This window comes from Thioflexithrix psekupsensis (assembly GCF_002149925.1).
Lineage (GTDB): Bacteria > Pseudomonadota > Gammaproteobacteria > Beggiatoales > Beggiatoaceae > Thioflexithrix > Thioflexithrix psekupsensis.
Map to the genome: position 1 here is coordinate 418,968 of NZ_MSLT01000012.1, position 23,508 is coordinate 442,475.

21 protein-coding genes are annotated in these 23,508 nt (G+C 42.1%); 7 read left to right on the forward strand and 14 right to left on the reverse strand.

What is annotated here, in order from left to right; translation table 11 throughout:
* The first annotated feature begins 21 nt into the window (after positions 1–21).
* On the forward strand, positions 22–759 hold the full coding sequence (locus TPSD3_RS06960; RefSeq protein ID WP_086487852.1) for a YggS family pyridoxal phosphate-dependent enzyme: 738 nt from the start codon (positions 22–24) through the stop codon (positions 757–759).
* On the opposite strand, the gene dmeF is transcribed toward TPSD3_RS06960, so the two are convergent.
* The 7 genes from dmeF to TPSD3_RS06995 form a co-directional block, all read right to left on the reverse strand.
* Entirely contained in the window at positions 742–1,716 is a 975-nt protein-coding gene (gene dmeF / locus TPSD3_RS06965; protein ID WP_245391539.1) for a CDF family Co(II)/Ni(II) efflux transporter DmeF, read from the reverse strand. The genes TPSD3_RS06960 and dmeF overlap by 18 nt on opposite strands.
* A 24-nt stretch (positions 1,717–1,740) precedes the next feature.
* Positions 1,741–2,895, reverse strand: a complete 1,155-nt coding sequence (gene bamB, locus TPSD3_RS06970) for an outer membrane protein assembly factor BamB (RefSeq protein ID WP_086487854.1) — start codon at positions 2,893–2,895, stop codon at positions 1,741–1,743.
* Positions 2,896–2,899: 4 nt separating this feature from the next.
* Positions 2,900–4,066 carry a YfgM family protein gene (locus tag TPSD3_RS06975; RefSeq protein ID WP_086487855.1) on the reverse strand — a complete coding sequence of 389 codons (1,167 nt, stop codon included), beginning with the start codon at positions 4,064–4,066 and terminating at the stop codon, positions 2,900–2,902.
* A 270-nt stretch (positions 4,067–4,336) separates the two neighbouring features.
* Positions 4,337–5,986 (reverse strand): SagB/ThcOx family dehydrogenase, encoded by a 1,650-nt coding sequence (locus TPSD3_RS06980; protein ID WP_086487856.1) that lies wholly within the window; start codon positions 5,984–5,986, stop codon positions 4,337–4,339.
* A 183-nt stretch (positions 5,987–6,169) separates the two neighbouring features.
* The gene (locus tag TPSD3_RS06985) at positions 6,170–6,469 is read right to left on the reverse strand and encodes a hypothetical protein (RefSeq protein ID WP_086487857.1); all 300 of its coding nucleotides are present in this window, start codon (positions 6,467–6,469) and stop codon (positions 6,170–6,172) included.
* The gene (moaB, locus tag TPSD3_RS06990) at positions 6,470–7,000 is read right to left on the reverse strand and encodes a molybdenum cofactor biosynthesis protein B (protein ID WP_086487858.1); all 531 of its coding nucleotides are present in this window, start codon (positions 6,998–7,000) and stop codon (positions 6,470–6,472) included.
* A gap of 107 nt (positions 7,001–7,107) precedes the next feature.
* Entirely contained in the window at positions 7,108–7,581 is a 474-nt protein-coding gene (locus TPSD3_RS06995) for a MarR family winged helix-turn-helix transcriptional regulator (protein ID WP_086487859.1), read from the reverse strand.
* Between the two features lie 108 nt (positions 7,582–7,689).
* On the opposite strand from TPSD3_RS06995, the gene TPSD3_RS07000 reads away from it, so the two are divergent.
* On the forward strand, positions 7,690–8,118 hold the full coding sequence (locus TPSD3_RS07000; RefSeq protein ID WP_086487860.1) for a hypothetical protein: 429 nt from the start codon (positions 7,690–7,692) through the stop codon (positions 8,116–8,118).
* Between the two features lie 75 nt (positions 8,119–8,193).
* Here the strand turns inward: TPSD3_RS07000 and TPSD3_RS07005 are convergent, their stop codons facing one another.
* From TPSD3_RS07005 to nadC, 3 genes are all read right to left on the reverse strand, one after another.
* Positions 8,194–8,856 carry an HAD-IA family hydrolase gene (locus TPSD3_RS07005; protein ID WP_086487861.1) on the reverse strand — a complete coding sequence of 221 codons (663 nt, stop codon included), beginning with the start codon at positions 8,854–8,856 and terminating at the stop codon, positions 8,194–8,196.
* Positions 8,857–8,921: 65 nt separating this feature from the next.
* On the reverse strand, positions 8,922–9,953 hold the full coding sequence (locus TPSD3_RS07010) for an IS630 family transposase (RefSeq protein WP_086486662.1): 1,032 nt from the start codon (positions 9,951–9,953) through the stop codon (positions 8,922–8,924).
* A 77-nt stretch (positions 9,954–10,030) separates the two neighbouring features.
* Positions 10,031–10,873, reverse strand: coding sequence for a carboxylating nicotinate-nucleotide diphosphorylase (gene nadC, locus TPSD3_RS07015; protein ID WP_086487862.1), 843 nt, complete (start codon positions 10,871–10,873; stop codon positions 10,031–10,033).
* A gap of 211 nt (positions 10,874–11,084) precedes the next feature.
* Here nadC and TPSD3_RS07020 point away from each other — a divergent pair, with 211 nt between their 5' ends.
* Entirely contained in the window at positions 11,085–13,121 is a 2,037-nt protein-coding gene (locus tag TPSD3_RS07020; RefSeq protein WP_140048506.1) for a cache domain-containing protein, read from the forward strand.
* A 95-nt stretch (positions 13,122–13,216) separates the two neighbouring features.
* On the opposite strand, the gene TPSD3_RS07025 is transcribed toward TPSD3_RS07020, so the two are convergent.
* Positions 13,217–14,050 carry a DUF3299 domain-containing protein gene (locus TPSD3_RS07025; RefSeq protein ID WP_086487864.1) on the reverse strand — a complete coding sequence of 278 codons (834 nt, stop codon included), beginning with the start codon at positions 14,048–14,050 and terminating at the stop codon, positions 13,217–13,219.
* A 113-nt stretch (positions 14,051–14,163) separates the two neighbouring features.
* Here TPSD3_RS07025 and cysS point away from each other — a divergent pair, with 113 nt between their 5' ends.
* Positions 14,164–15,558 carry a cysteine--tRNA ligase gene (gene cysS / locus TPSD3_RS07030; protein WP_086487865.1) on the forward strand — a complete coding sequence of 465 codons (1,395 nt, stop codon included), beginning with the start codon at positions 14,164–14,166 and terminating at the stop codon, positions 15,556–15,558.
* A gap of 10 nt (positions 15,559–15,568) precedes the next feature.
* Positions 15,569–16,231 (forward strand): energy-coupling factor ABC transporter permease, encoded by a 663-nt coding sequence (locus TPSD3_RS07035; protein WP_086487866.1) that lies wholly within the window; start codon positions 15,569–15,571, stop codon positions 16,229–16,231.
* 103 nt (positions 16,232–16,334) lie between these two features.
* Here TPSD3_RS07035 and TPSD3_RS07040 read toward each other — a convergent pair whose 3' ends face one another.
* The 3 genes from TPSD3_RS07040 to TPSD3_RS07050 all read right to left on the reverse strand — a co-directional run bounded on the left by TPSD3_RS07040 (position 16,335) and on the right by TPSD3_RS07050 (position 20,545).
* Positions 16,335–18,260 carry a hypothetical protein gene (locus TPSD3_RS07040; RefSeq protein WP_086487867.1) on the reverse strand — a complete coding sequence of 642 codons (1,926 nt, stop codon included), beginning with the start codon at positions 18,258–18,260 and terminating at the stop codon, positions 16,335–16,337.
* 176 nt (positions 18,261–18,436) lie between these two features.
* On the reverse strand, positions 18,437–19,558 hold the full coding sequence (locus tag TPSD3_RS07045; RefSeq protein ID WP_086487868.1) for an acyltransferase family protein: 1,122 nt from the start codon (positions 19,556–19,558) through the stop codon (positions 18,437–18,439).
* Between the two features lie 105 nt (positions 19,559–19,663).
* The gene (locus TPSD3_RS07050; RefSeq protein ID WP_086487869.1) at positions 19,664–20,545 is read right to left on the reverse strand and encodes a TauD/TfdA family dioxygenase; all 882 of its coding nucleotides are present in this window, start codon (positions 20,543–20,545) and stop codon (positions 19,664–19,666) included.
* Between the two features lie 462 nt (positions 20,546–21,007).
* On the opposite strand from TPSD3_RS07050, the gene dsrA reads away from it, so the two are divergent.
* Positions 21,008–22,261, forward strand: a complete 1,254-nt coding sequence (gene dsrA, locus TPSD3_RS07055; protein ID WP_086487870.1) for a dissimilatory-type sulfite reductase subunit alpha — start codon at positions 21,008–21,010, stop codon at positions 22,259–22,261.
* 127 nt (positions 22,262–22,388) lie between these two features.
* Positions 22,389–23,459, forward strand: coding sequence for a dissimilatory-type sulfite reductase subunit beta (gene dsrB / locus TPSD3_RS07060; protein WP_086487871.1), 1,071 nt, complete (start codon positions 22,389–22,391; stop codon positions 23,457–23,459).
* The last annotated feature ends 49 nt before the right edge of the window (positions 23,460–23,508 follow it).

The window sequence follows — 23,508 nt, forward strand, 5'->3', positions numbered from 1 at the left end:
AATAAATTGGATTAACAAGGAATGGTTAATGTAACCTTGCTGCAACGGTATCAACAAGCACTTGAGCGCGTACAAACGCAGATTAAAGCGGCTGCTTTTCAAGCCCAGCGTGATCCTAAAGAAATTACTTTAATTGCGGTCAGTAAACAACAACCGATTGCCGCGATTGAAGCCTGTTATGCGTTGGGTATTCGGGATTTTGGCGAAAATCGCAGCGATGAATTAGCCCAAAAAGCCCAGCAATTAGCTCATCTTACTGATTTAAAATGGCATTTTATCGGTCATTTGCAATCCCGCCAAAGTGAAGCCGTGGCGCGGTATGCGCATTATTTTCATGCGCTAGATCGATTAAAAATTGCACAACGATTGTCTCAACAATTACAAGTGTTCAATCGCCATTTACCTGTTTTTTTACAAGTCAATATTTCAGGCGAATTATCAAAAAGCGGTTGGCCGTGTGCGCTGTGGCCAGAACATGAGCAGGAAAGAACGGCCTTATTAAATGATTTATTAACCATTCAACAATTGCCTTATTTACAGGTGCAAGGTTTAATGACTTTACTGCCTTATGAGGCTGCGAATGAATCTTTATTGCTTTGGTTTAAGCGTTTGGCACAATTGGCCGAAACCTTGCCACTTCATTCGCAACCCGCAGCGCGTTCTTATTTATCAATGGGAATGAGCCATGATTTCCAATGGGCGATTGCCGCAGGTGCAACCCATATTCGCGTAGGAACGGCTTTATTTGGCGAGATTTAACTGAACACATTGTTCTTCACAACGAATCACTTCTATTGATAAATGTGCCAATTCAAATTCGTGTAATAACTGCTTATAATAACTTGATTCTTGCGGCGAATCAGTCACGAGAACCACAATTGCCGCGTAATGATTAGGACTGATTTGCCACACGTGTAAATCAACCACTCGATTGTCTAAATCTTGCTCAATTTTCTGCTGGATTTTTTTTCTTAATGGATCATTTAAATTACGGTCTAATAAAATAGGACTGGTTTCCTTTAATAAACCCAAAGCCCACACCATAATAATCCCCATTCCCACTAAGCCCATTGCCGCATCTATCCAAATAATTCCCGCATATTTTCCAATTAATAACGCAATAATCGCTAAAATCGAAGTCAATGCGTCCGCTAGAACATGAAAATAAGCTGCTCGTAAATTATGATCATGTTCATGTTCATGGTGATCATGTGCGGGGTGATCGTGTTCATGGTGATGGTGATGATGATCGCGCAATAACCAAGCAGAAAATAAATTCACCAGCAAACCCAATACGGCAACAATTAGGGCTTCATTAAAATGGATATTTTCTGGGTGAATAAGGCGTTGTATTGATTCCAAGCCAATGATCAACGCCACCACCGCCAAAGCCACCGCGCTGGCAAATCCGCCCAACACGTTGACTTTGCCCGTGCCAAAACTGAATTGTGGATGTTGAGCGTAACGACGCGCATATTGGTAAGCAAATAAAGTAATGGCAAATGCCGCCACGTGCGTCCCCATGTGCCAACCATCGGCTAACAAAGCCATTGATCCATAAGCGAATCCCGCCACAATTTCAATCAACATCATACTGCCGGTTAAAAGCAGCACTCGTCGCGTTTGCATCTCGCCTTGTATATTATCTACACGAAAATCATGAGAATGTTGCCATTTTTGCAGCGTATTGGCGTGCATTATTTCATTGTCTCCCATTTATCTTTTCTGAGCATCCATTCACTAAGGCACAGCCAATACACTGATTCGTCCACTTTGATTGTAAACATAAAGACGGTCTTGTGCTAAAATCGGCGGGGCTAAAATACGGCTTTTATCCGTTTGGTGACGACCGACAAACTGCCCATCTTCAGCACGCATCCAGTGTAAATAACCTTCTACATCACCCACAATCACATATTGTCCTGTACTCACGGGGGCGGTTAATTGGCGATTTTCCAATTTGGTCTGTTTCCACACCGCAGAACCAGTAAAACGATCCAAAGCCCACACATGATCTTGATCATCTGTCACGTAAACATAGCGATTATCCGCGCCTAAACCCGCATGAGAAGACATTTCCCGCTCCCACAAAACACGGCCGCTGTACAAATCCATCGCCACCATTCGCCCGCGGTAACTGACGACGTATAAAACATCCCCCATAATCACAGGGTCTGCGTCAATATCAACCATACGCTCCAATTCGGAGCGGCCGCGTGGTACGGCGATACTGGCTTCCCACAACAATGCGCCGTTGTCTAACTGTACTGCGGCCAATTTTCCGTTATCAAAACCCGCAATCACCGCGCCGCTGACCAAAACAGGCGTACTTGCACCGCGCAAAGTCAATACAGGAACAGTCCGTTCATAAACCCAAGTCCGTTGGCCGCTACGGCTATCAATGCCCCACAATTTGCCATCTAAAGTCCGCGCCACCACAACGCCTTGTGCCAATTGTGGCGGAGTCAATATTTCGCTAGACAATTCGGTACGCCATACTTCTGCACCGGTGGTGCTATTTAAGGCGATTAAATCGCCTTTATTTGATCCCACAATGACTAATTCTTGATTGACACCGGGGCCGCTGGAGACAGGAATATTTTTTAACGCATTCTTCCATACCACTTTTCCTGTATCTGCATTAAATACAGTAACGCCATTTCTGGGATCGCTGACAAATATTTTACGGTCGAATATAGCGGGTTTTAGCGGCAAAAATTGTTCTGCTTTTAGGCCACTGCTGGCTTTTACCGTCCATTGCACCAATCCCGAAACGGCAACGCTAGGAGTAAAATCAACCAATGGCGCAGGTTCACGGGTGACATCTTTTTGGGTGAATAAACCACATCCCGATAGCACCGACAATAACCCAATTCCTATCAACACACGTAACATTAGGTTATTCCTCTGTCGATACCGGTGCGGGTGGAATTTCAGACGGAGCCACTTCTTGTGCTTGTACAGTTTCTGTCACTGGAGTGACTTGGACGGAAGGAGTAACTTCAGGCGTGGGCGTTTGTGTATTTTCAACCGTCGTTTCTACCACAGGAGTTTCTGCGGGAGTGACCACTGTTTCTACCACAGGAGTTTCTGTGGGAGTGACCACTGTTTCTACCACAGGAGTTTCCGCGGGAGTGACTACTGTTTCTACCACAGGAGTTTCCGCGGGAATTCCCACCGTTTCTACCACAGGAGTTTCCGCGGGAGCGACTACTGTTTCTACCACAGGAGTTTCCGCGGGGGTGACCACTGTTTCTACCACAGGAGTTTCCGCGGGAATTTCCACTGTTTCCGTAACCGGCGTGACTTCGATAGACGGGATCGCTTCAGGCAAACCGGTTTGATCGGGAACTAAAGTCATTTCAATAGGATTAGCCGGAGGAGTTTCTTCGGCCGCAGGCAATTCTGGAGCTTGTGCCAATAAGTGATCGGTATCTGATTGGCCGACATTGTCCAATTTCATTTGTAATAAACGACGGTGCGCACTGTTTAATTCCTTATAATCCAACGCGCTTTGATACGCAACTCGCGCCGCCTCTAACGCCTCTTCAGCCAACGCAATATCGCCTTCTAATTCAGCATAAGCCGCGACAAAATCCGCTTTTTCAGGCACTTTTAACACCTCTTTTGCCGCGGCAATATTGTCTTGATCTAAAAATAACTGTGCTTTGCGTAAACGTGCGATATGTTTAACATGTGCAGGTTTACCGTGATCGAGTACCCATTGCAAATGCGCGTGAGCGGCATCTAACTGATTGTCGTCAACCGCTTGTTTTGCCAAGGCTAAAGCCGCTAAACTGGCGTAAGGACTGCTACTGTAATCTGCTAATAACGCTCTAGCCGATCCTTGTAATTGGTCGGATTGCTTTTTTTCAATCGCTAACAACACTTGTTCATACTGCGCTGAGGCTGTTTCTGCTTTTTGTTGCGTGTAGGCCTGCCACGCTTGCCATCCTAATAATAAAGATGCCCCTAAAATTAATCCGGCGGCGACGGATAAGCCATTTTCTTTCCACCATTTTTTAATGGCTTCAACTTGTTCGTCTTCTGTTGCGTAAGTAGTCACTGAGAAATTTCCTTATTTTGTGGTCATAAGTGGTTAAATAAAAATAAGTCGTTAAACAAAAATATTCAGCTACTAAAATTGTTCAGAATTTTCACATTTCTACCGCCCCCTGCCCCCTCCTGCTAGGAGGGGGAAGAGATGAGGTTATCTTGTTAAATTTTAATTATAAAAACAAGCTCTTATTCCCCCCTCCTAGCAGGAGGGGGGTTAGGGGGCGGTAGAAATGCTAATAGTTCAAATTATTTCTGTTTAGGTTGTTAATAAAAACAATTAATTGCCATAACCGGGCAAGGTCAGTAAACGCGAATCTTCGACGCGGCCACCGACAGTAAAGTGATAAAGTGATTGGTACTCATCTCCAGTTAAACCTAACACTTCATGTACGGCATCATCGAAAAAGCAACCAATTCCTGTACCTGCCAACTGATTAAATTCTGCTTCCAAATACAACAGGTGGCCAATCAAACCCGTTTCCCAAAATAAACGCGGATAAAACCACGCACCCCACGCGGCTAATGTCGGTTGAAAACGGCACAACATGGATACCGCAAAACAACCATCCGACGCAATTGCCTGATGACAAGAAACTTGTTTAGCCAATTGTCGCCCATCGCCCGAAGTCAGGTGAAATAAGGGCAGATCGTCGGGACAAGAAGGCACAGATTGCCAAGAAAATTCAGGTTTTAACAAGCCTTGTAAACGTTCTTTCGCATTCGCCTCGCGCAATAACAAGTAAAGTCCAGATTCCAACCCTTCCACGCGATGTACCAGTAACACTAAATTAACTTGGGCAGGCCACGCCACTGCGGTAAAAGGCACTTGTCCGGGCAAGGGCAACGTACGTTTTAACAAGCGAAAAAAATGCGATGCGCTTAAATGACTGTGTCCGTCCATCGCCACCGCACTGCGTCGCTTCTGCACAATATCATGAATACTGGGTTCATTTTGACGGACATCGTGGACTACGGAAGAGGTGGGAATTGTAGGCGTTATTGTATAAGGTAAATCGCCGGCGGCTTTATGCGTGGCAATGGTGACGTGTTCAATAATACGCCAACGCAAATGTTCAGGGCTTAAACGATTGGCTTCACCGCGCCACTGTAAGCGAGCAAAGGCTTGGATTGCTGTCGCCTCTGGCCGTGCATCGGCGGCGGTGGGTGTGGGAGAAATCGCCAATAAACAATCGGGGTGTTCTGCTTCGTTGCCTTCACGCAAATGGGTGAGTCCCATAAGTAGCACTAATTCTTCTGTTCCCAAGCCATCCAGCAATGTCACCGTCCACCCCAAAGCCGAAGCAGCCACACTTAATGCCGCAATGGCGTGTCCAATATCATGCTGACAATAGCGAAAAGCCCGCTCTCCGTATTTCCACATTTCGCGCCAGTGAATCGAAGATAAGCCGATAAAACAAGTAGTTGCAGGGAAATTCGCCGATAAATTCGTCCATAATGTGTGAGACAATTCAGCCCGTTGTTCTAAAGCGTGTTCTTTGGGTGCGTAATGAAACACAGAAGGTTTATGATGTAAACCGTCAATCGCGCCGCACAGCAAGTAAACTTCTGTCGGGTGTAAATTGCCACTGGAAGGATTCACGCGCAATGCCCAGCGTGTCTCACCGGCTTGTTTCCAAGCGGACAAGGCAAAACTATTGTAAAACAATTGTGAAATGTGCGATAAATTCAGCGGTTGCGTGCGACAACTTCCCTGTAAAAAAGCAGAAGAATAAGGCACTTGTGTCACATCATGCGGTGGATGAGGCAGAGGAAATAAAGGCGCGCCTTGAAAACGTCGAAACGGATCCGGTTGATCATCCCAATCTAAGAATTGAGGGCCGCGAGCATATTGATGAAAATGATGTTTAGTGGCCTCATGGTAACCTAATACTTGAGCCAATTCATCTTTCAATTTTTCTGTATTCATAACACCACAAACTGCGATTTAAGGAGACACCCCCAGTCCCAACAGCCAATGACTTTTGCAGAAGACCAGAGCTAAAAATATCTATTATAACAAATTGAATTCGTTACGGATCAGAGTATGAGTGGTGTTTTTTATCTTATTGAAATATAAAAAATTATTGTGAAAAACAACGAAATAAAGCGTTTATCCTCCACCGCGTTGAAAATAGTGGGAAAAACGCTGCATAAAAGCCAAACGTTCACTCACAGAATCGTTATCAAAATACAATTCAACCCGTGTCACCGGCAAAGTGAGCAAAGCAATACGACGCGGAGGTTGTGGAATCAGTTGAATGCGAAGGTGTAGTGTTGCCGTTTGAATTTGTAAACAATAATCCGACCGCGCCTCATGGACACCGGGCATCATTTTGGCAAAAATCCGTTTAAATTCTTCAGGCGTTAATGCCATTTCATAATGCTGTTGTGACGCAGTCGAATTAAACATTTATTTTTCCAATAAGCGCGGCATTAATTCGACAAAATTACACGGCTGCGTGCGATAGTCTAATTGCGCATTTAAAATATGATGCCATGCCGTGCGACATGCACCTGATGATCCCGGCAAACAAAAAATATAAGTGCCATTGGCCACACCTGCAATAGCGCGTGATTGAATGGTTGAGGTCTTAATTTCTTCATAGGAAATTTGGCGAAATAATTCCCCAAATCCTTCGATTTTCTTATCCAATAATGGCGTAACCGCTTCAGGCGTAGAATCTCGTCCTGTAACTCCCGTTCCGCCTGTGGTTAAAACCACCGTAATGTCGTCATCGGCAATCCAACGAGATAAAGCCGCTCGAATTTGATAAATATTGTCTTTGACAATGGTTTTTTCAGCCACGCGATGTCCTGCTTGCGTGATTAAATCCATCAAAACCTTACCAGAGGCATCTGTGGCTTCGGTGCGAGTGTCAGAAATGCTCAATACGGCAATGTTCAAGGAAATAAATGATCGATTTCCTGATACGTGTGACATGTTTTGTCCTCGTTTTTGGGGTTGGTTTTTTTGATAAGAATTCTGTTCTTAGTTGGGAGATTTAAATCGCGATAAAAAATTTTTTAATTCTTTTAAAGAATAAAATCCTACGAATTAAAACTCGACAAATCGCGTTCTAATTTTTCTTGAATAGCGGTCATTATTTTATGGGTGATTTTAATCTCTTCAACGTGAAGTCCGTCTGAGAGTTGATTAATCCAAGGGACTTGTAAACGCATCGCGGCATCAAAAATCTGCTGCCCTTTTTCTGTCAACACCACCAAGGAAGCACGTCTATGATGCGGATTAGGCGCGAAAGTTACCAAGCCTTCTTTTTCTAAATCATTAATCACTCGTTGAACATTTTGCCGATTCACTCCCATGTCTCGCGCCAGCCAAGCAACAGGCTGTGGTTTTTCTGCGGCAACAATTTCGCCCAATATTTGCCAACGTACACTGGTTAAACCCAATTCGGCCACCAAACGATCCCCAGCAGTCAGCATTTGATTACTCACGCGAAATAAATCTAAAACTAAATCGGACAACGCAGCACCCGCCGCGGTTCTGGTCAAGTCAGACATGATGCTTTCCTTGCAAATAAAATTGTTTATATTGCATAATTGACATTATGATGTCAAAAAATTAAACTCTATTTTCCTGCAACTATTGAATTAAAAGCGTTTATTCGTATGAAACCCATTATCCATGTTCTAGCAAGTGTCGTGGCGATGTTTTGTATTTTAGGTTTTTGGATCGCCAGTGTTGTTTCCGAGTTGTTCCTTTCTGAACAAGATGTGATGCTCATTAAGCAAGCCATTCTTTATGGTATGTTGATTTTGATTCCTGCCATGGCCATAACGGGAGGGAGCGGTTTTCTTCTCGCAGGAAATCGAGGCGGGCGTTTTATCAATAACAAAAAAAATCGCATGAAATTTATTGTGTTAAATGGGGTATTAATCATGATACCTTGCGCATTTTTTCTGTCCTATCAAGCGAATAGGGGACAGTTTGATTTTGTTTTTTACAGCGTACAAACCGTCGAATTGCTCATGGGTATGATACAACTGATTCTCATGGGGCTTAATTTTCGGGATGGACTTAGATTAGCGGGAAAATAGGGAAATAATAAAGGGTGATTAAACGAAGATAGATGCAAAATTACCGCGCCAAAAAAATCCACAATAAGCGTTTAATTACTCCAATCCCCAATCCTGCAAATTAAAATCACCCAAATGAGAAATACGTAAATCAGCCGCTTGATAAATTTCAGGGTTATACACAGAATCGGTCAAGGCGACTACAAACATGCCCGCGGCTTTAGCTGCTTGAATACCCGCGGGAGAATCTTCAAACACCAAACAGTGCGCGGGTGGGGCGTTCATGGCTGCGGCCGCGGCTAAAAACACATCTGGCGCAGGCTTTAACGCCCGAATCCCTGCGCTGTCTCCACAAATCACCGCAGCAAATTGTTGTAACCATGCTTGATGCTGCTGCATTTTTAAACCGAAAGACTCACTGGGCGAACTGGTGGCGATGGCATGGGGAATGGCGCGAGCGCGCAAGCTAGCGGTCAAAGCCACCGCGCCGGGCATCGCCTGCGCATGGGGAAAATAATCCCGCAATCGCCGATCTCTTTGTTCTACATACTCAGCAATGGACAAGGGTAACTGTAGTGCATCAATCACAATTTGCGCCGCCACGCGCACGTCGCGGCCAATCATCCGCGACTTCGTATCCCAGTCTAAACTGCGTCCGTACTGCTTCGCAATTTCTTGCGTGGCTGCCGTGTAAAATTTTTCGGTATCCAGCAACACACCATCTAAATCGAAAATAACGTGAGTAATAAGGGCATTCATGAAAAATTAAATTCGTATACCAAAATTATGTGAGATATAAAAACAAATTAAGTTCTAATATCTAGCTAGATATTAGGTATAAGATACTGTTTAATTTTATTAAACTTAAACACTTTACCTGACAAAAAGGTCTCAAACATACTAGTGACTTCTTTAAAGCTTGATAGACGATGAAAATTCTTTCTGACCCAATTCTTACCTTGAAGCCAAATATCCTCGACTGGATTTTGCTCTGGGGCATTGGGCGCAAATCTTAATAAACGAACTTTCCATTCTGATTCTGGAAGTCCCCCATTTAATTTCTCTAAATAAGTTCTTAAACCTTCAGAACGATGATAACTTGCACCATCCCAAATAATCACATGACGGGCTTCTTTATATCTGTAAATGAGCCAGTTAATAAAGTCTATCGTATATTTTGTATCAGCTTTCTTTGCCCTATCTAAAATAAATTCTCCCGTATAAATATTCACCGCTCCATACCACGTTTGAGAAGTGCGATAATTACTCATCTTTATTGACGTTCTTTCTCCTTTTTTCGACCAAACATAACCACAAATATCTCCCCACAACTGATGGCTTTCGTCTTGCATCCAGTACATTACCTCTCCACTTTCTATCTGTTCACGCTCCTTATCTATTAAATCCTTAATCTCTTTTTTTTTAGCTTCTACTTTTACCTCATCTTTTGCCGAATTCTCTTTGTGTGTCTTCTTATAACTTAAATTCGCTTCTTCTAATAATTTAGTATAAGAAGTATTTGAAGAATAGAAAACATCATACTCCTCTTTTAAGTATCTCTTTAGTTCCTCTATTGTTATTGTCTTCTTTTCTTGTATCCAATTAATCACATCTTCTCGTTCACGCGGCTTTAAATACCCTGGCGAGCCTTTATACGCTAACTTTAATCCTTCCACCCCTGACGCTAAATAAATGGCTTTCCATTTATCCACAAATTGCACACTGACACAACACGCTAAAGCCGCTTCCGCACGCACAAAACCAAGCAAAGACATTCTTACTGCCATCGCTCGCTTCACTTCTCTCGCTTCACCTGTTGACATTAACTCTTCTAAATCTTCATATCTCTTGTTCATTATTCTCTCCTATTTAAAAAGTATTATTATACGACTCTGAAAAAATTGGTATAGCAGGATAAAGAGAAAAAAATAACCTATTCTTGAATGCGCAATGAAAAATCAATGGCACGAATTTCTTTGGTTAATATGCCTACAGAAAGAAAGTCAACGCCCGTTTCGGCGACTTCTTTTACATTTTGTAAATCAATATTTCCCGACGCTTCTAATGTGGCGCGTCCATTCACCAAAGTCACTGCCGCTTTCAACATGGGAATATCGAAATTATCCAATAATAACCGAGTGGCGCCAGCGGCTAAAGCTTCTTCGATTTGATCTAGGCGTTCTACTTCAATTTCAATGGGAATATTTTTAGCATTAAGGGCTTGTGCTTTCTGTAAAGCGGCACGAATAGAACCCACTGCCGAAATATGATTTTCTTTGATTAAATAAGCATCATATAAACCCATACGATGATTAGTGCCACCACCACATTTAACCGCATATTTTTGTGCGGTTCTTAAACCGGGAATTGTTTTTCTTGTGTCGAGAACTTTCGCTTTTGTTTCGCGGATGGCTTCGGCAAAAAAGTAAGTTTGTGTCGCCGTGCCAGAGAGAGATTGTAAGAAATTCAATGCAGTCCGTTCGCCCGTTAATAAAGCTCTGGCATTGCCTTCAAGACGGCAAATAATGGTATTTTCAAACACAATATTGCTGTCTTCTACATACCAATCAATTTGGACTTGATCTCCCAATTGCATAAAAACTTCATTAAACCAATCTACGCCAGCAATAACCGCAAATTGACGGGAAAGCACATGGGCTGTCACCGTTGTTTCAGGCGGAATCAATTGAGACGTGACATCACCAGAGCCGCAATCTTCGGCTAATGCGGCGCGTACTTGCTCAGATAAATCTTTTGGCAATAAAAAGCGGCTCATGTTTCTTGTTCCTTAACCTATTTTTAACAATGAGAAGTAAACGAATGAATGATAGATTGTGACATTTACTTATGATAATTTTTATTATAAAATACATAATTTTTATTCATTCATGCTCATCTTTGCTTGATGTCGTCTGTCATTCTATAAAAATAATTTCAGGGTTGCAAATTTTGTTTTGATTAAATTTAGGGTATTTAAGGAGGATAACGTGCGTATTAGACAGCGTTTAATTATAAATTGGGTCATTGTGATTTTATTAACGGCGTTGATTATAGGTTCTACCAGTATTTTTATTACTTATCGTGCTTTACAGAAAAATCATTTATCCGAATTAGATAATATCACTAAAAGCATCAGAATTACCACCGATGCCACCATTGATATTTCCGTGCAAAATTATTTGCGGGCGATTTCTGAAAGTAATTTAGATATGGTGCGCTATTATTATCAGAAATATCAGGATAATCTCCTCACTGAAACCGAAGCAAAACAAAAAGTTGCTGATGTTTTACTCAGTCATCGCATTGGCAAAATAGGTTATAATTTTGTTTATAACATTAGCCAAGCTCCTCAACATGTGATTTGTGAAATTCATCCTAAAGTGCCTAATTTAGATGTGGCGCAATATGATTTTGGACAGACTGCTTTTGCTTTAAAAAATGGTTATTTTGAATATGAATGGCAAAATCCAGATGAGCCTGCCATGTCTAAAAAAGCGATGTATGTGAGCTATTTTGAGCCTTGGGATTGGTTAGTGGCCTCTTCTTCTTATAAACAAGAGTTTTCTTATTTAATTAATCAACAAGAATTAAAACGTAAAATGTCCACGATTACTGTGGGCATGAAGGGATATATTTTTATTCTTGATTTAGCGGGTAATTTAATTTTACATCCTAATTTAGAAAATAAAAACGTGTTTAACTATCAAGATGACACAGGTTTTTATTTTATTCGAGAAATTATTAAGCAAAAAACGGGGATTGTTCATTATCGTTGGATGGATCAAGGTGAGCCGTTTTTTAGCGAAAAAATAGCCAGTCTGACTTATGTTCCAGAAATGGGTTGGATTGTGGTCGCCAGCACTTATGCCAGTGATGTATTTAAGCCTGTTTTGAGTCTCTCTTATGCGATTGCATTAACGACAGCGTTTATTTTATTTTTAGGGATTATTGCGATTATTTTCTTAGTTAATTCTTTGACCAAACCATTAATAAAAATCACTGATAATTCTAAGAAATTAGCAGAAGGCAGTGACAGTGAATATTTCCAAGAGGAAATTTTAAATCGAGATGATGAAGTGGGCGATTTAGCGCGAGCATTTGATGTGATGATACATAAAGTGGCTTTGCGAGAAATTAATTTAAAGCGGGCAGAGCAATTATTGCGCGAAGCCAATGCCACTTTAGAAGATAATGTGAGAAAACGTACGGAACAATTAGAACTTGCTAATCAAGAAATTCATTCTCTCAATTGTCAATTACGAGCTGATAATGTGCGCATGACGGCAGAATTGCATGTCACCAAGCGTTTGCAAGAAATGTTGTTACCCGCCACTGAGGAATTGGCGAAATTAAGCAATCAATTAGCCATTGCTTGTTTTATTCAGCCTGCCGCCGAAGTGGGGGGCGATTATTATGATATTTTGGAATATGACGGGCATATTAAAATCGGTATTGGAGATGTCACTGGACATGGTTTAGAAAGCAGTGTGGTGATGTTAATGTTGCAAACTTGTGTGCGTACTTTATTAACCTGTGGCATTAATAGTTCAATTCAGTTTTTATCTATTTTAAATCGCACTATTTACGGTAATTTAAAACGGATAAATTCGGATAAGAGTTTAACGCTTATTTTATTAGATTATCAAAGTGACGGCATGCTTACCATTAGCGGACAACACGAGGAAGTTTTAGTGGTTCGCGCCAATGGCAATGTGGAGCGAATTGATACGTTTAATTTGGGTTTTTTTGTCGGCATTGAACCTGATATTGCCCATTTTATTGATGATTTTTCTGTGCAGTTAGAATCAGGTGACGGGATTATTTTATATACAGATGGTTTAACCGAAGCTTTTAATCCTAAAAATCAACAATACGGTTTAGATCGTTTGCAAGAGATAGTCAGTCAATTATGGGTAAAAGATGTGGAACATATTAAGCAAGCCATTATTGACGATCTGTACCGCCATTTAAGCGGGAAAACGTTAATGGATGATGTCACTTTATTGGTGTTAAAACGTCGTTAATTAAAGCATAAAACGCTGGGTTTGGAGTCAGAATTTTCAGGATTTTTTTATTTTGGAAATTCTGATTAACTCTAAACTTCTATCACTCTCTCCCCCTACTTCACCCCCGCCTCTTCCATGCGATAAAAAACTCCCATTTCATCATCATTTAATAACACCAATCGGCCAGAAATCAACAACGGATCAAAAGAAAATGGAATCGCCTCTTGACTCAAGACTTCAATAATACCCTCCGGCCCCGCAGGTAAACAGTAAAAACAACTGGGCGGATACATGGCTAATACAAAATGCTTTTGTCCCGCTGTTTTTTCTAAAGGAATCATAAAGCCTTGCACGGTGATAATTTGTCCATTTAAAGCCGTTAATTCTGGCGCAAAAACAGGGGGCGTTGTCACAGATTCGCTGTATTGAACTTGATTAAATAATTTCCAAGAAACCACACCCGGTAAATCCGCTAATGTAGGTAAATTATCCGCCGATAAAGTCGCCGTTTCATTAACCACTACATTCACGTGCGTTTGCAGTCCATCTTTATAATTTAAGGTAATGGTATCATTTCCAGTGATCGTTGCTAATAACACACTTTGTGCTTGACCATCTTCATTAGTAATCAATTGATTTTGCGTAAAAAAATTACCTGAGCGCGATGATAAATATAAAGTTTGGGCATCTAAGGGATGTCCTTCATTGTTTTCTACGGTGGCTAATAATTCTAATGTATCGCCTAATGATAAACGAATCTCTGTCAATGCACCCCAACCCGCTAAACTGGGAATAGCCAGCCGTAATTGATGCGTGTCATTTTCACTTTTAACCACCATACCCGCTTCAGAATGATCGACGGTAATAACAGTTGGAACATTGTCCGTACAAGCACTTAAAAAATAAACCAATAATAGTAATTGAAAAAAATTAAAAAAAATATTCATAATGCCTCATCATTTTATATTAGATCGGACTTAATTCGACGGCATAGGCCTACTCAATTGCCGGTAATTACGTTACACTGTTGCTTTTCTCACCAACCAAATGCAGTCACATCATGCTTACGATTTATAACACATTAACGCGCCAAAAGATGCCCTTTACGCCCATTGAAGCCAATAAAGTCCGTTTATACGTGTGTGGCATGACGGTGTATGATTATTGCCACGTGGGTCATGCACGGGTGATGGTGGTGTTTGATATGGTGGTGCGTTATTTACGCGCCCGCGGTTTTGAAGTCACTTATGTGCGCAATATCACTGACATTGACGACAAGATTATTAAACGCGCCTCAGAGAATCAAGAGTCTATTCAAGATTTAACGCATCGTTTTATTCAAGCGATGTATGAAGATGCCGACGCATTAGGTGTATTGCGTCCTGATGTGGAGCCTAAAGCCACTGAATCTATTGCATCCATTATTAATATGGTCAATACATTAATGCAAAAAGGTTTCGCTTATCAAGCCGATAATGGTGACATTTATTACGCGGTTAATCGTTTTCCTCATTACGGTCAATTGTCGGGTAAGAAAATTAGTGAATTGCGGGCGGGAGAACGGGTTGATATTGAATTATCTAAAAAAGACCCATTGGATTTTGTGTTATGGAAAATGGCTAAAGCCGATGAACCCAGTTGGCCGTCACCGTGGGGCGCAGGGCGGCCGGGCTGGCATATCGAATGTTCAGCCATGTCAACTGATTGTTTAGGCGAACAATTTGATATTCACGGCGGCGGTATGGATTTACAATTTCCGCATCATGAAAATGAAATTGCACAATCCGAAGCGGCAACAGGCAAGCATTTTGTCAATTATTGGATGCACAATGGTTTTGTGCGCGTGAATGAAGAAAAAATGTCTAAATCATTGGGTAATTTCTTCACCTTACGCGAAGTATTAGCACGTTACGAACCAGAAGTGATTCGTTATTTTATTTTAGCCAGTCATTATCGCAGTCCTTTGAATTATTCCGATCAGCAATTAGACACGGCTCAACAGGCATTAACTCGTTTTTATAACACTTTAAAAGACTTGCCATTAACCCAGACATTGCCTGAACATTCGACCTATCAAGCGCGGTTTCATGCGGCGATGGAAGATGATTTTAATACGCCAGAAGCCATTGCGGTGTTATTCGATTTGGTGCGGGATATTAATCGGGTGCGCGACAGTGATTTAACTCAAGCGATTCAATGGGCAAATGAATTGCGGCAATTGGCAGAAATTTTAGGTTTATTACAAACTGATCCGCATGAATTTTTACAACGCAGCGGTCAAAAAGACGAATTAGCAGGCTTATCTAATCACGACATTGAGCAGTTAATTGCAGCTAGAAATGCAGCGCGTCTGGCGCGTCAATGGGCTGAAGCGGATCGCATTCGAGATGAATTAAAGCAAAAAGGTGTGATTTTAGAAGACACCGCGCAGCAAACCAGTTGGCGACGGGAATAATGGAGTTATTATGAACTTTTCGCCCACTTTTTTTCCTGAAATGGGGTTGTGGTTGGGGACATTGCTGTATTTGCCTATTTTATTGTGGGCGATATGGCAGGCTCCGTGGGCGCGGTTGCGAGATGCTTGCGATGCCCACGTGTGGTTAGGCAGTTGTGTGGTGTTGTGGTTGGCGTGGCGATTGAGTGCGGGCATTACGCCCGGTATGGAATTTCATTTACTGCTCATGACCACAGTGACATTAATGTTTGGATTGCCGTTTGCCATTCTTTCTGCCAGCGTGGCGCAATTGACTTTAGTGTTAGAAGGAGCTGCCAGTTTATATGGTTATCCATTAACGGTGTTAATAAATGGCGTTGTTCCTGCGTTAATTACCTATGTTATTTATTGGTTGGCTTATTGGTGGTTTCCGCGTCATTTCTTTATTTATATTTACATTACCGCTTTTGTTGGTGCTGCAATAGCGATGTTAATGAATCGGTTATTAGGTCTGTCTTTACTGTTAATTAGCGACACTTATCAGTTGAGTCAATTGGGAGAGCAACCGTTATTTATTATCGTGATGTTATTTCCTGAAGCCTTTATTAATGGTTTATTAATGACTATTTTTGTGGTCTATCGTCCGCAGTGGGTGAGTAGTTTTAATGATGAACAGTATCTGCGTAATAAATAAAACGGCATAAGTGGCTAAATAAAAATATTCAGCCACTACAATCGTTCAGAATTTTTACTCTTCCTGCTAAGAAGGGGAATAACAGATTGTTTTCGTTTATACACTACAAATTCGCCACCAAAGGACGATGACCGTTAAACACCAAATGCACCTCATCACCGATTTGCACTGCATAAGCGACAAAAACCTGTAATTGTCCTGCTACATCAAAAGCGACATCTTCCACAATGCTGATGTGTTCTTGCGGGGCTAATGTTTCCCGTAATTCTGCGGGCGTTGCCAACAAACTGGCGACAGTACCATCCCACACGTGCCACGCTTGCCCTTGACGCATAAATTGTTGTGTATTTTGTTGGGCATCCGTGTATATCGCCACCACCATCATCGCCGCAGGACGACCCACATGTTGACTGTCCACCTTAATTGACATACGCAAACTGACTGCGCCATGAATACGGTTGCTGTGGGGTAATTCTACCCCCTCCTTTATTATTCTTGGCGAAAAATACGCATTAGTTTCAATGAGTTGATTCTGAAGATTATAAGCAACTCCAGAACGAATATCCGTCACTTTCTCCACTGCCCCTAGGGTACAATTTTCAGGGCGTATTGCCGTAAGTTGATCTGTCGCCTCACATTGACGACCCGCACCAATTGCAGGGCTATTAACGTGTAGATTTAAAAAAGGCAAATCGCTTTGCACTAATTCTGTCAATAAAGGATCAATAATTTGAACTTTTTGCGTACAATTACTGTCCGTGCTGTCATTGGGATTTTTGGCGGGAAACTGAATATTAAAGCCACCGTCTCGATAAGAACCCGCACAATTTTGATTTTTCTGCCAATTTTTGCCTGAATTGTAGGCAGTATTGTTTACAATTAGGCTGTTTTTAAACGTCACATTATCCTCTCCGCCGAATAATGCCCCGCCTACAAATCCCGCATGATTGCCCGCAATTGTAGTATTGCTTATTTCTAAACTTCCCCCAATTGGCATGATGGCACCGGCCAAACCACCGCTACCGTCTTGATTTTCAACCGCTTTATTGTTATAAAACGTGCTATTGAGAATTTTAGAATTTTGCGACTGCTCCCCTATCCACAAAGCCCCTCCTTGTGCTTGGGCTGTGTTGTCAATGAATACACTATGACTCAGCACTAAAACACCATTGCCATGCCGCAAACCGCCACCAAGGGCATCTCCTTTGTTGTCTTTAATCACATGATTATCTTGAAATAAACTGTGACTAATCAACACCTTATCTGGCGGATAAACAAAACTAAATACGGCTCCGCCTTGTCCTGCTGCCCGATTTCCAATAAATTGGCTACGCTCAATGCGAATAACTCCGCCTTGTTGAGTCGTATTGTCGCTTGCGCCATCGGTATAAATTGCGCCACCATAACCATTGGCACTGCTACTCGCACCCGCTTTGCCGCCAGAAGTGTCATTATTAATAAACAAGGAATCTGTCACGGTTAATTGGCTTAATAAATTATTAATTGCCCCGCCATTAACGCCGATATTGTCTTCAAATAAACTGCGATGCACACTTAATTCACCCAAACTGGCAATAAAAATCGCTCCGCCACCATGTTCTTGTAATCCAGAAGTGCCGTTATTATTCTTAAATACACAATGATCAAGACGAACACGGCTAAAATTACCAATACGCAGTCCCGCACCTGAGCCATCTCCAGAAGGTTTCCCATTGATAATAGTGAGATTTTTTAGCTCTACATTGACACTATTATGGGTTCTCAATACGCGAGTTTGCTGTTGTCCATCTAAGGTGATCAGCCCACCTTGTTGATGGCCGCCCCCGTCAATAATGGTATCTCGACTGATGATTAATTCTTCAGTAAGCGCAATACGTTTTTGTCCGCAATTAAATTGAATCAACCCACCTTGATCAAGGGCTGCTTGTAAAGCTTGTGGCGTACATTCTTGTAAAAGCGTATTGGCCTGAATAAATGAAACGTAACATAATAAAAGCCAGAATAAACTCAAGCGAAATAAATAGCGCATGATTTTTTTACTCCTATACCAAAATTAAGGCATTGATAAAATCGTTCTGTCAGAAGATGAGGTTATTTTGTTAAATGTTAATCATGAAAATAACCGATAACTTTCCAGCCTAGCAAGCAGAAGTAAAGGACAGTAGAAATGCAGATAGGCCAGATTATTTCTTTGGGTACTTATGGTTATAAATAGCTTTGCATAGGACGCTCAAATTTTACATAAGTGAGGTAAGATAAGGCAATTAATACCGCAAAAAAGCCGATGAAAAAGCCCACATTTAAAAACAAAGTTTTATCTAAAATACCATAACCAACTAAAATCGCAACCATTAGTTGCAAGGGAAAATGTAACAAAAATAAGGAATAACTAATATCTCCCAGCCACGCCATTTTTTTTAATAAGATGCCGCGTTGCATTTCCAGAAAAATCAAGCTCAAGAGGCTAATGGGAAATAGCAAATAATGAACGTAGCCTTCTAAAAATAATTTACCGATAAATCCCAATTGCTTAATATAAACCGTTAAATCAGCCCCATAAAATGAAAATAAAGTTGCTCCCCAAAGTATCAGTGTTGCCGCATAAAATCCTAGTCGTATTTTTTCAGCGTGGGGACTGAGGTAAACCGCGACGTAAAAAATACAGCCACCAAAGAAAAAGCCACTGATACCGCGCAATAAATAACGATTCAGATACTCTGAAGAATCAGCCACTAATAAGATCGCCGCTATCATTGAAATCAGCAAACAAATTAAAAACGTCGCTTTGCGCCAATAAGCCAGTATAAAAAATAAAAGATAAAGGAAAACTAAAACAGATATTGCCCAAGCAGGGCCATTAAAAGAAAAACCATTGTCCAGCCCCCATTTTTGAATAAATAAGAGATTGAGAACAAAATGATACCCGTCAAAATGACTGTATACAAAATAAAATCCATATTGTTGGGAGTAAATCAATTGCAAAACCACCACCAGCAATAACGTGGCTAAGTGCAACGGATATAAGCGGGCAATTCGCTTTATTGAAAATGTCTTAAAATCGATATTTCTTTCACTGATTTGCTTTTGATATAACCAGAAAAAAACAAAACCAGACAGTAAAAAGAAAAAATTAACTCCTAATGTGCCTGTTAAATAAAAAGGTTTTAAAATATCGTATAAAGGGAATGTGGTTTTATCAAAAGGGATAACTTTTTTTTCCCCAATAAATACAAAATGCACCCAATGAGATAATACAATAATAATAGCCGCTATTCCGCGCATGGCATCCAATGAGTAAAAACGCTTTGGCCACGTAGAAGAAGACATAATAACTCCAGTTTTAAGTAGGGTTAATGATTTTTTTTATAGAAAATCAGAATGTACAGAATAAGTTTTTCAAGAAATTTTGTCCATTCTGATTCCCACATTCATTTAAATCACCACCCGATCATAATAACGAATGCGATACAACAAACGTTGTGTGTCTGGCGTGTCGCCGTCGGTGAATCCGGTGCGATTGTGTAAAACATTATTACACAACACACCTTCACCCGCGTGTAGACGATAACGCACGTGAAATTGCGTATCACTGTTTAAAAATTCATTTAAACACGCCACCGCCTCCCGCACTAAGGGACGATCTGCCCATTGAATATGACGTTTACGCACAGTATAACGCATATTTAACTGGCCATCTTTGGTAAAACTAAACACCGCACTGGATTGCGCAGGACGTAAAACAACATCACCCTGCTGATTGGCGGGAATGGTCATGGCATCCGCAGCCATCAACGCCGTGATAAAATCGGGATTTGTATCGCGCAAATGAATGTAAGCGATGTCAGGATCAATGTAAGCATTTTCTCCCCCAGAAACAGAAGGTCTAACGCAATACATCAACAGAGCCAACACGTGGCTGTCCAATGCGTTGTAATAACCATCCGTATGCCAATTAAGTGGTTGATTCGTATAAGGAATATACTCATGGGCTTGACCTTCGCTCACCACTTGTAATGCGGTAATCCCATCTTCTTCTGTACACAAAGTGGTGTCAATTCGCGTCAACCCCCATTGCCGACCTAATGCGGTTAACACTGTTTTATCCACCTTTTCAGCGTCAGTCACGCGATAAATCACCATATTGGTTTGCGCCAAACAGCGCGCCATCTGTTCTCGTTCTACAGTGGACAGTTGAGCGGGATCGCGCACTTCTACTGTAATATTTTCTACGGACAAAGGATAATGTTGTAACTTCTCTGTCCGAAATGCGTTGTAATTCGATGCGTCACTAAATGTCCGAAAATCAAATGACATCACTAATCTCCCTTATGGCTTCATTAATAAAATCTGTTTGCATTATTGCACTACTTTTTGTTGTTTTTACCCGCTTCCTCAGCGCAAAACCGCGGTTTAATAACCGAGTGTTTTTCTAAACATTTAGAATCCAATATAACTTATTGAAATATAAGGTTTATAAAATTCGCTTGACTAATTCGCAGTAAATAACTAATTTAGTATATTAGATTGCAGTGATTTACTAAAAATGATGCGTTGCAACATGGTTTTTTGGCGAAATCAATAACTTCGACAGAAATCTTAGCCGATAGCCGATGAATAAAAAATAGCTATTTTCGTTTCTCTACTTGGCGTAATCAATAGAGATTCGGAGTACGAATTAAGTCATTTGACGGTGAGGATCAGACTTAATTCGTCATCTCGATACCCTGCAAAGAGTATCACAACTACACTCGACAGATGTCTAAAGGAGACCGTGCGATGAGCAAAGAATTGCGCAATACCCCAATGCTGGATCAATTGGAAGGCGGGCCGTGGCCAAGTTTCGTCACTGGACTGAAACGCCTCGCCCGTGATGACGGCAAACCCTATCAAGCCATGATGATCGACTTGTTAGGCCAATTAGAACACTCTTATGAAACCCGCAAAGGCTTTTGGAAAGGCGGCACCGTAGGCGTAATCGGTTATGGTGGCGGAGTCATTCCCCGTTTTTCCGAAGTGGCCGCCAAATTTCCTGAATCCAAAGAGTTTCACACCTTACGTATTCAACCACCCGCAGGAATGCACTACACCACTGACATTTTACGTCAAATGTGTGACATTTGGGAACAGCACGGCTCTGGTTTAATCGCCCTGCACGGCCAAAGCGGCGACATCATGTTCCAAGGCACCAAAACCGAAAACGTACAGGCCGCTTTTGATGCGTTAAACGAAATTGGTTTTGACTTAGGTGGCGCAGGCCCCGCGGTACGTACAGGCATGTCTTGTGTGGGTGCGGCGCGTTGTGAGCATTCTTGTGCCAATGAGCAGAAGATTCACCGTATTTTAGTCAACAACTTCTTAGATGACATGCACCGCCCTGCATTGCCTTACAAGTTTAAGTTCAAAGTGTCTGGCTGTCCTAACGATTGCATGAACTCCATTGAACGCGCCGACATGGCCGTTATCGGCACGTGGCGCGATGAAATTCAAGCCGATCAAGAAGAAGTGAAAGCCTTCGTGGCCAAAAAAGGACGCAAATATGTGATCGACAATGTCGTCACTCGTTGCCCGACCAAAGCCTTATCCCTGAATGACGATGATACCTTAGCCATTGACAACCGCAACTGCGTGCGTTGTATGCACTGCATTAACGTCATGACCAAAGCCTTATCCGTCGGTAAGGAAAAAGGCGTAACCGTATTAATGGGCGGCAAACGCACCCTGAAAATCGGTGACTTAATGGGAACGGTGATCGTGCCTTTCCTGCGCTTAGAAAGCGATGACGATTACCAACGTCTGAAAGAAATCGCGGAAAACACCATCGAATTTTTCGCCGAAAATGCCTTAGAACATGAGCGTACCGGCGAAATGATCGAGCGAATTGGCTTGGTGAGTTTCTTAGAAGGCATTGGTGTTGAGGTTGATCCGCACATGGTGTCTGAACCCCGTCAATGTTCTTACGTCCGTATGGATACGTGGGACGAAGAAGCGCAAAAATGGCTTGAACGCAAAGCAGAACAAGCCGCCGGTTAATCGCTTTCACGCAAAATAAGCGCAGTTGGCCGCAAAGAAAACGGCAAAGAAGTATCAACTTCCCCGTTTGACAGGGAGTTGATACTGTTGCAATATCACAATATGATAATATCAGGAGATTCTTCTTATGAGCGCACCCCGTATGCCCATTGAATCTGGCGTACCCGATCCGTTCCAATACATGCACCCCGTGCTGGCGCGTAACTTTGGTCAATGGAAACATCATGAACGTCCTCGTCCCGGTGTTTTGTGTCACACTTCCCACAGCGGAGATAAAGTGTGGACTATCCGCGCTGGCACGCAACGCCAAATGGATTTATACACCATTCGCAAATTGTGCGACATCGCTGACGAATTTGCAGAAGGTCATGTTCGTTTCACCATTCGCAGTAACATCGAATTTATGGTGAGCAATGAAGCCAAAGTCGCGCCGCTGATTGAAAAATTGACCAAAGAAGGTTTTCCCGTTGGGGGAACAGGCCCTTCAGTGAGCATGATCGCCCACACGCAAGGCTGGTTACATTGCGACATTCCCGGTACGGACGCATCGGGTGTGGTTAAGGCCTTAATGGATGAATTGTATGAAGAATTTGTGCGCGAAGACATGCCCAATCGCGTACACATCACCACCTCGTGCTGCCAAATCAACTGCGGCGGTCAAGGCGACATCGCCATTAACGTACAACATACTAAGCCGCCGAAAATCAATCATGATTTAGTGGCAAACGTGTGTGAACGGCCTACTGTTGTGGCACGTTGTCCTGTTGCGGCGATTCGTCCCGCTTTGGTTAATGGCAAACCGTCACTAGAAGTGGATGAGAAGAAATGTATTTGTTGTGGTGCGTGCTATCCACCCTGCCCACCCATGCAAATCAACGATCCAGAACATTCTAAACTGGCGATTTGGGTAGGTGGCAATCACTCCAATGCCCGTAGCAAGCCCAGTTTCCAAAAATTGGTGGCCGCAGGTATTCCTAACAATCCGCCGCGTTGGACAGAAGCCGCCGCGATTGTGAAGAAAATTTTACGGGTTTACAAAGAAGATGCCCGTGATTGGGAGCGTTTATCGGATTGGGTGGATCGTATTGGTTGGGCGCGGTTTTTTGAATTAACCGAATTGCCATTTACCAAGTTCCATATCGATAATTGGCGGGGTTCGCGTCGCAGCTTGAATGCGTCAACCCATATTCGTTTCTAAAACACAACTTCCTTTCGGGGGAGAAGGGATAATCGTGTTATTAAACAAT

Excerpts from the sequence above, each read along its gene's own strand:
- bamB (WP_086487854.1), bottom strand. The coding sequence starts at position 2,895 with ATGTTACGTGTGTTGATAGGAATTGGGTTATTGTCGGTGCTATCGGGA.
- TPSD3_RS06960 (WP_086487852.1), top strand. The coding sequence starts at position 22 with ATGGTTAATGTAACCTTGCTGCAACGGTATCAACAAGCACTTGAGCGC.
- TPSD3_RS06985 (WP_086487857.1), bottom strand. The coding sequence starts at position 6,469 with ATGTTTAATTCGACTGCGTCACAACAGCATTATGAAATGGCATTAACG.
- dsrB (WP_086487871.1), top strand. The coding sequence starts at position 22,389 with ATGAGCGCACCCCGTATGCCCATTGAATCTGGCGTACCCGATCCGTTC.
- dsrA (WP_086487870.1), top strand. The coding sequence starts at position 21,008 with ATGAGCAAAGAATTGCGCAATACCCCAATGCTGGATCAATTGGAAGGC.
- TPSD3_RS06980 (WP_086487856.1), bottom strand. The coding sequence starts at position 5,986 with ATGAATACAGAAAAATTGAAAGATGAATTGGCTCAAGTATTAGGTTAC.
- TPSD3_RS07025 (WP_086487864.1), bottom strand. The coding sequence starts at position 14,050 with ATGAATATTTTTTTTAATTTTTTTCAATTACTATTATTGGTTTATTTT.
- nadC (WP_086487862.1), bottom strand. The coding sequence starts at position 10,873 with ATGAGCCGCTTTTTATTGCCAAAAGATTTATCTGAGCAAGTACGCGCC.
- TPSD3_RS07050 (WP_086487869.1), bottom strand. The coding sequence starts at position 20,545 with ATGTCATTTGATTTTCGGACATTTAGTGACGCATCGAATTACAACGCA.
- TPSD3_RS07045 (WP_086487868.1), bottom strand. The coding sequence starts at position 19,558 with ATGTCTTCTTCTACGTGGCCAAAGCGTTTTTACTCATTGGATGCCATG.
- TPSD3_RS07005 (WP_086487861.1), bottom strand. The coding sequence starts at position 8,856 with ATGAATGCCCTTATTACTCACGTTATTTTCGATTTAGATGGTGTGTTG.
- TPSD3_RS07035 (WP_086487866.1), top strand. The coding sequence starts at position 15,569 with ATGAACTTTTCGCCCACTTTTTTTCCTGAAATGGGGTTGTGGTTGGGG.
- TPSD3_RS06995 (WP_086487859.1), bottom strand. The coding sequence starts at position 7,581 with ATGTCTGACTTGACCAGAACCGCGGCGGGTGCTGCGTTGTCCGATTTA.
- TPSD3_RS07040 (WP_086487867.1), bottom strand. The coding sequence starts at position 18,260 with ATGCGCTATTTATTTCGCTTGAGTTTATTCTGGCTTTTATTATGTTAC.
- cysS (WP_086487865.1), top strand. The coding sequence starts at position 14,164 with ATGCTTACGATTTATAACACATTAACGCGCCAAAAGATGCCCTTTACG.
- TPSD3_RS07010 (WP_086486662.1), bottom strand. The coding sequence starts at position 9,953 with ATGAACAAGAGATATGAAGATTTAGAAGAGTTAATGTCAACAGGTGAA.
- moaB (WP_086487858.1), bottom strand. The coding sequence starts at position 7,000 with ATGTCACACGTATCAGGAAATCGATCATTTATTTCCTTGAACATTGCC.
- TPSD3_RS07000 (WP_086487860.1), top strand. The coding sequence starts at position 7,690 with ATGAAACCCATTATCCATGTTCTAGCAAGTGTCGTGGCGATGTTTTGT.
- dmeF (WP_245391539.1), bottom strand. The coding sequence starts at position 1,716 with ATGGGAGACAATGAAATAATGCACGCCAATACGCTGCAAAAATGGCAA.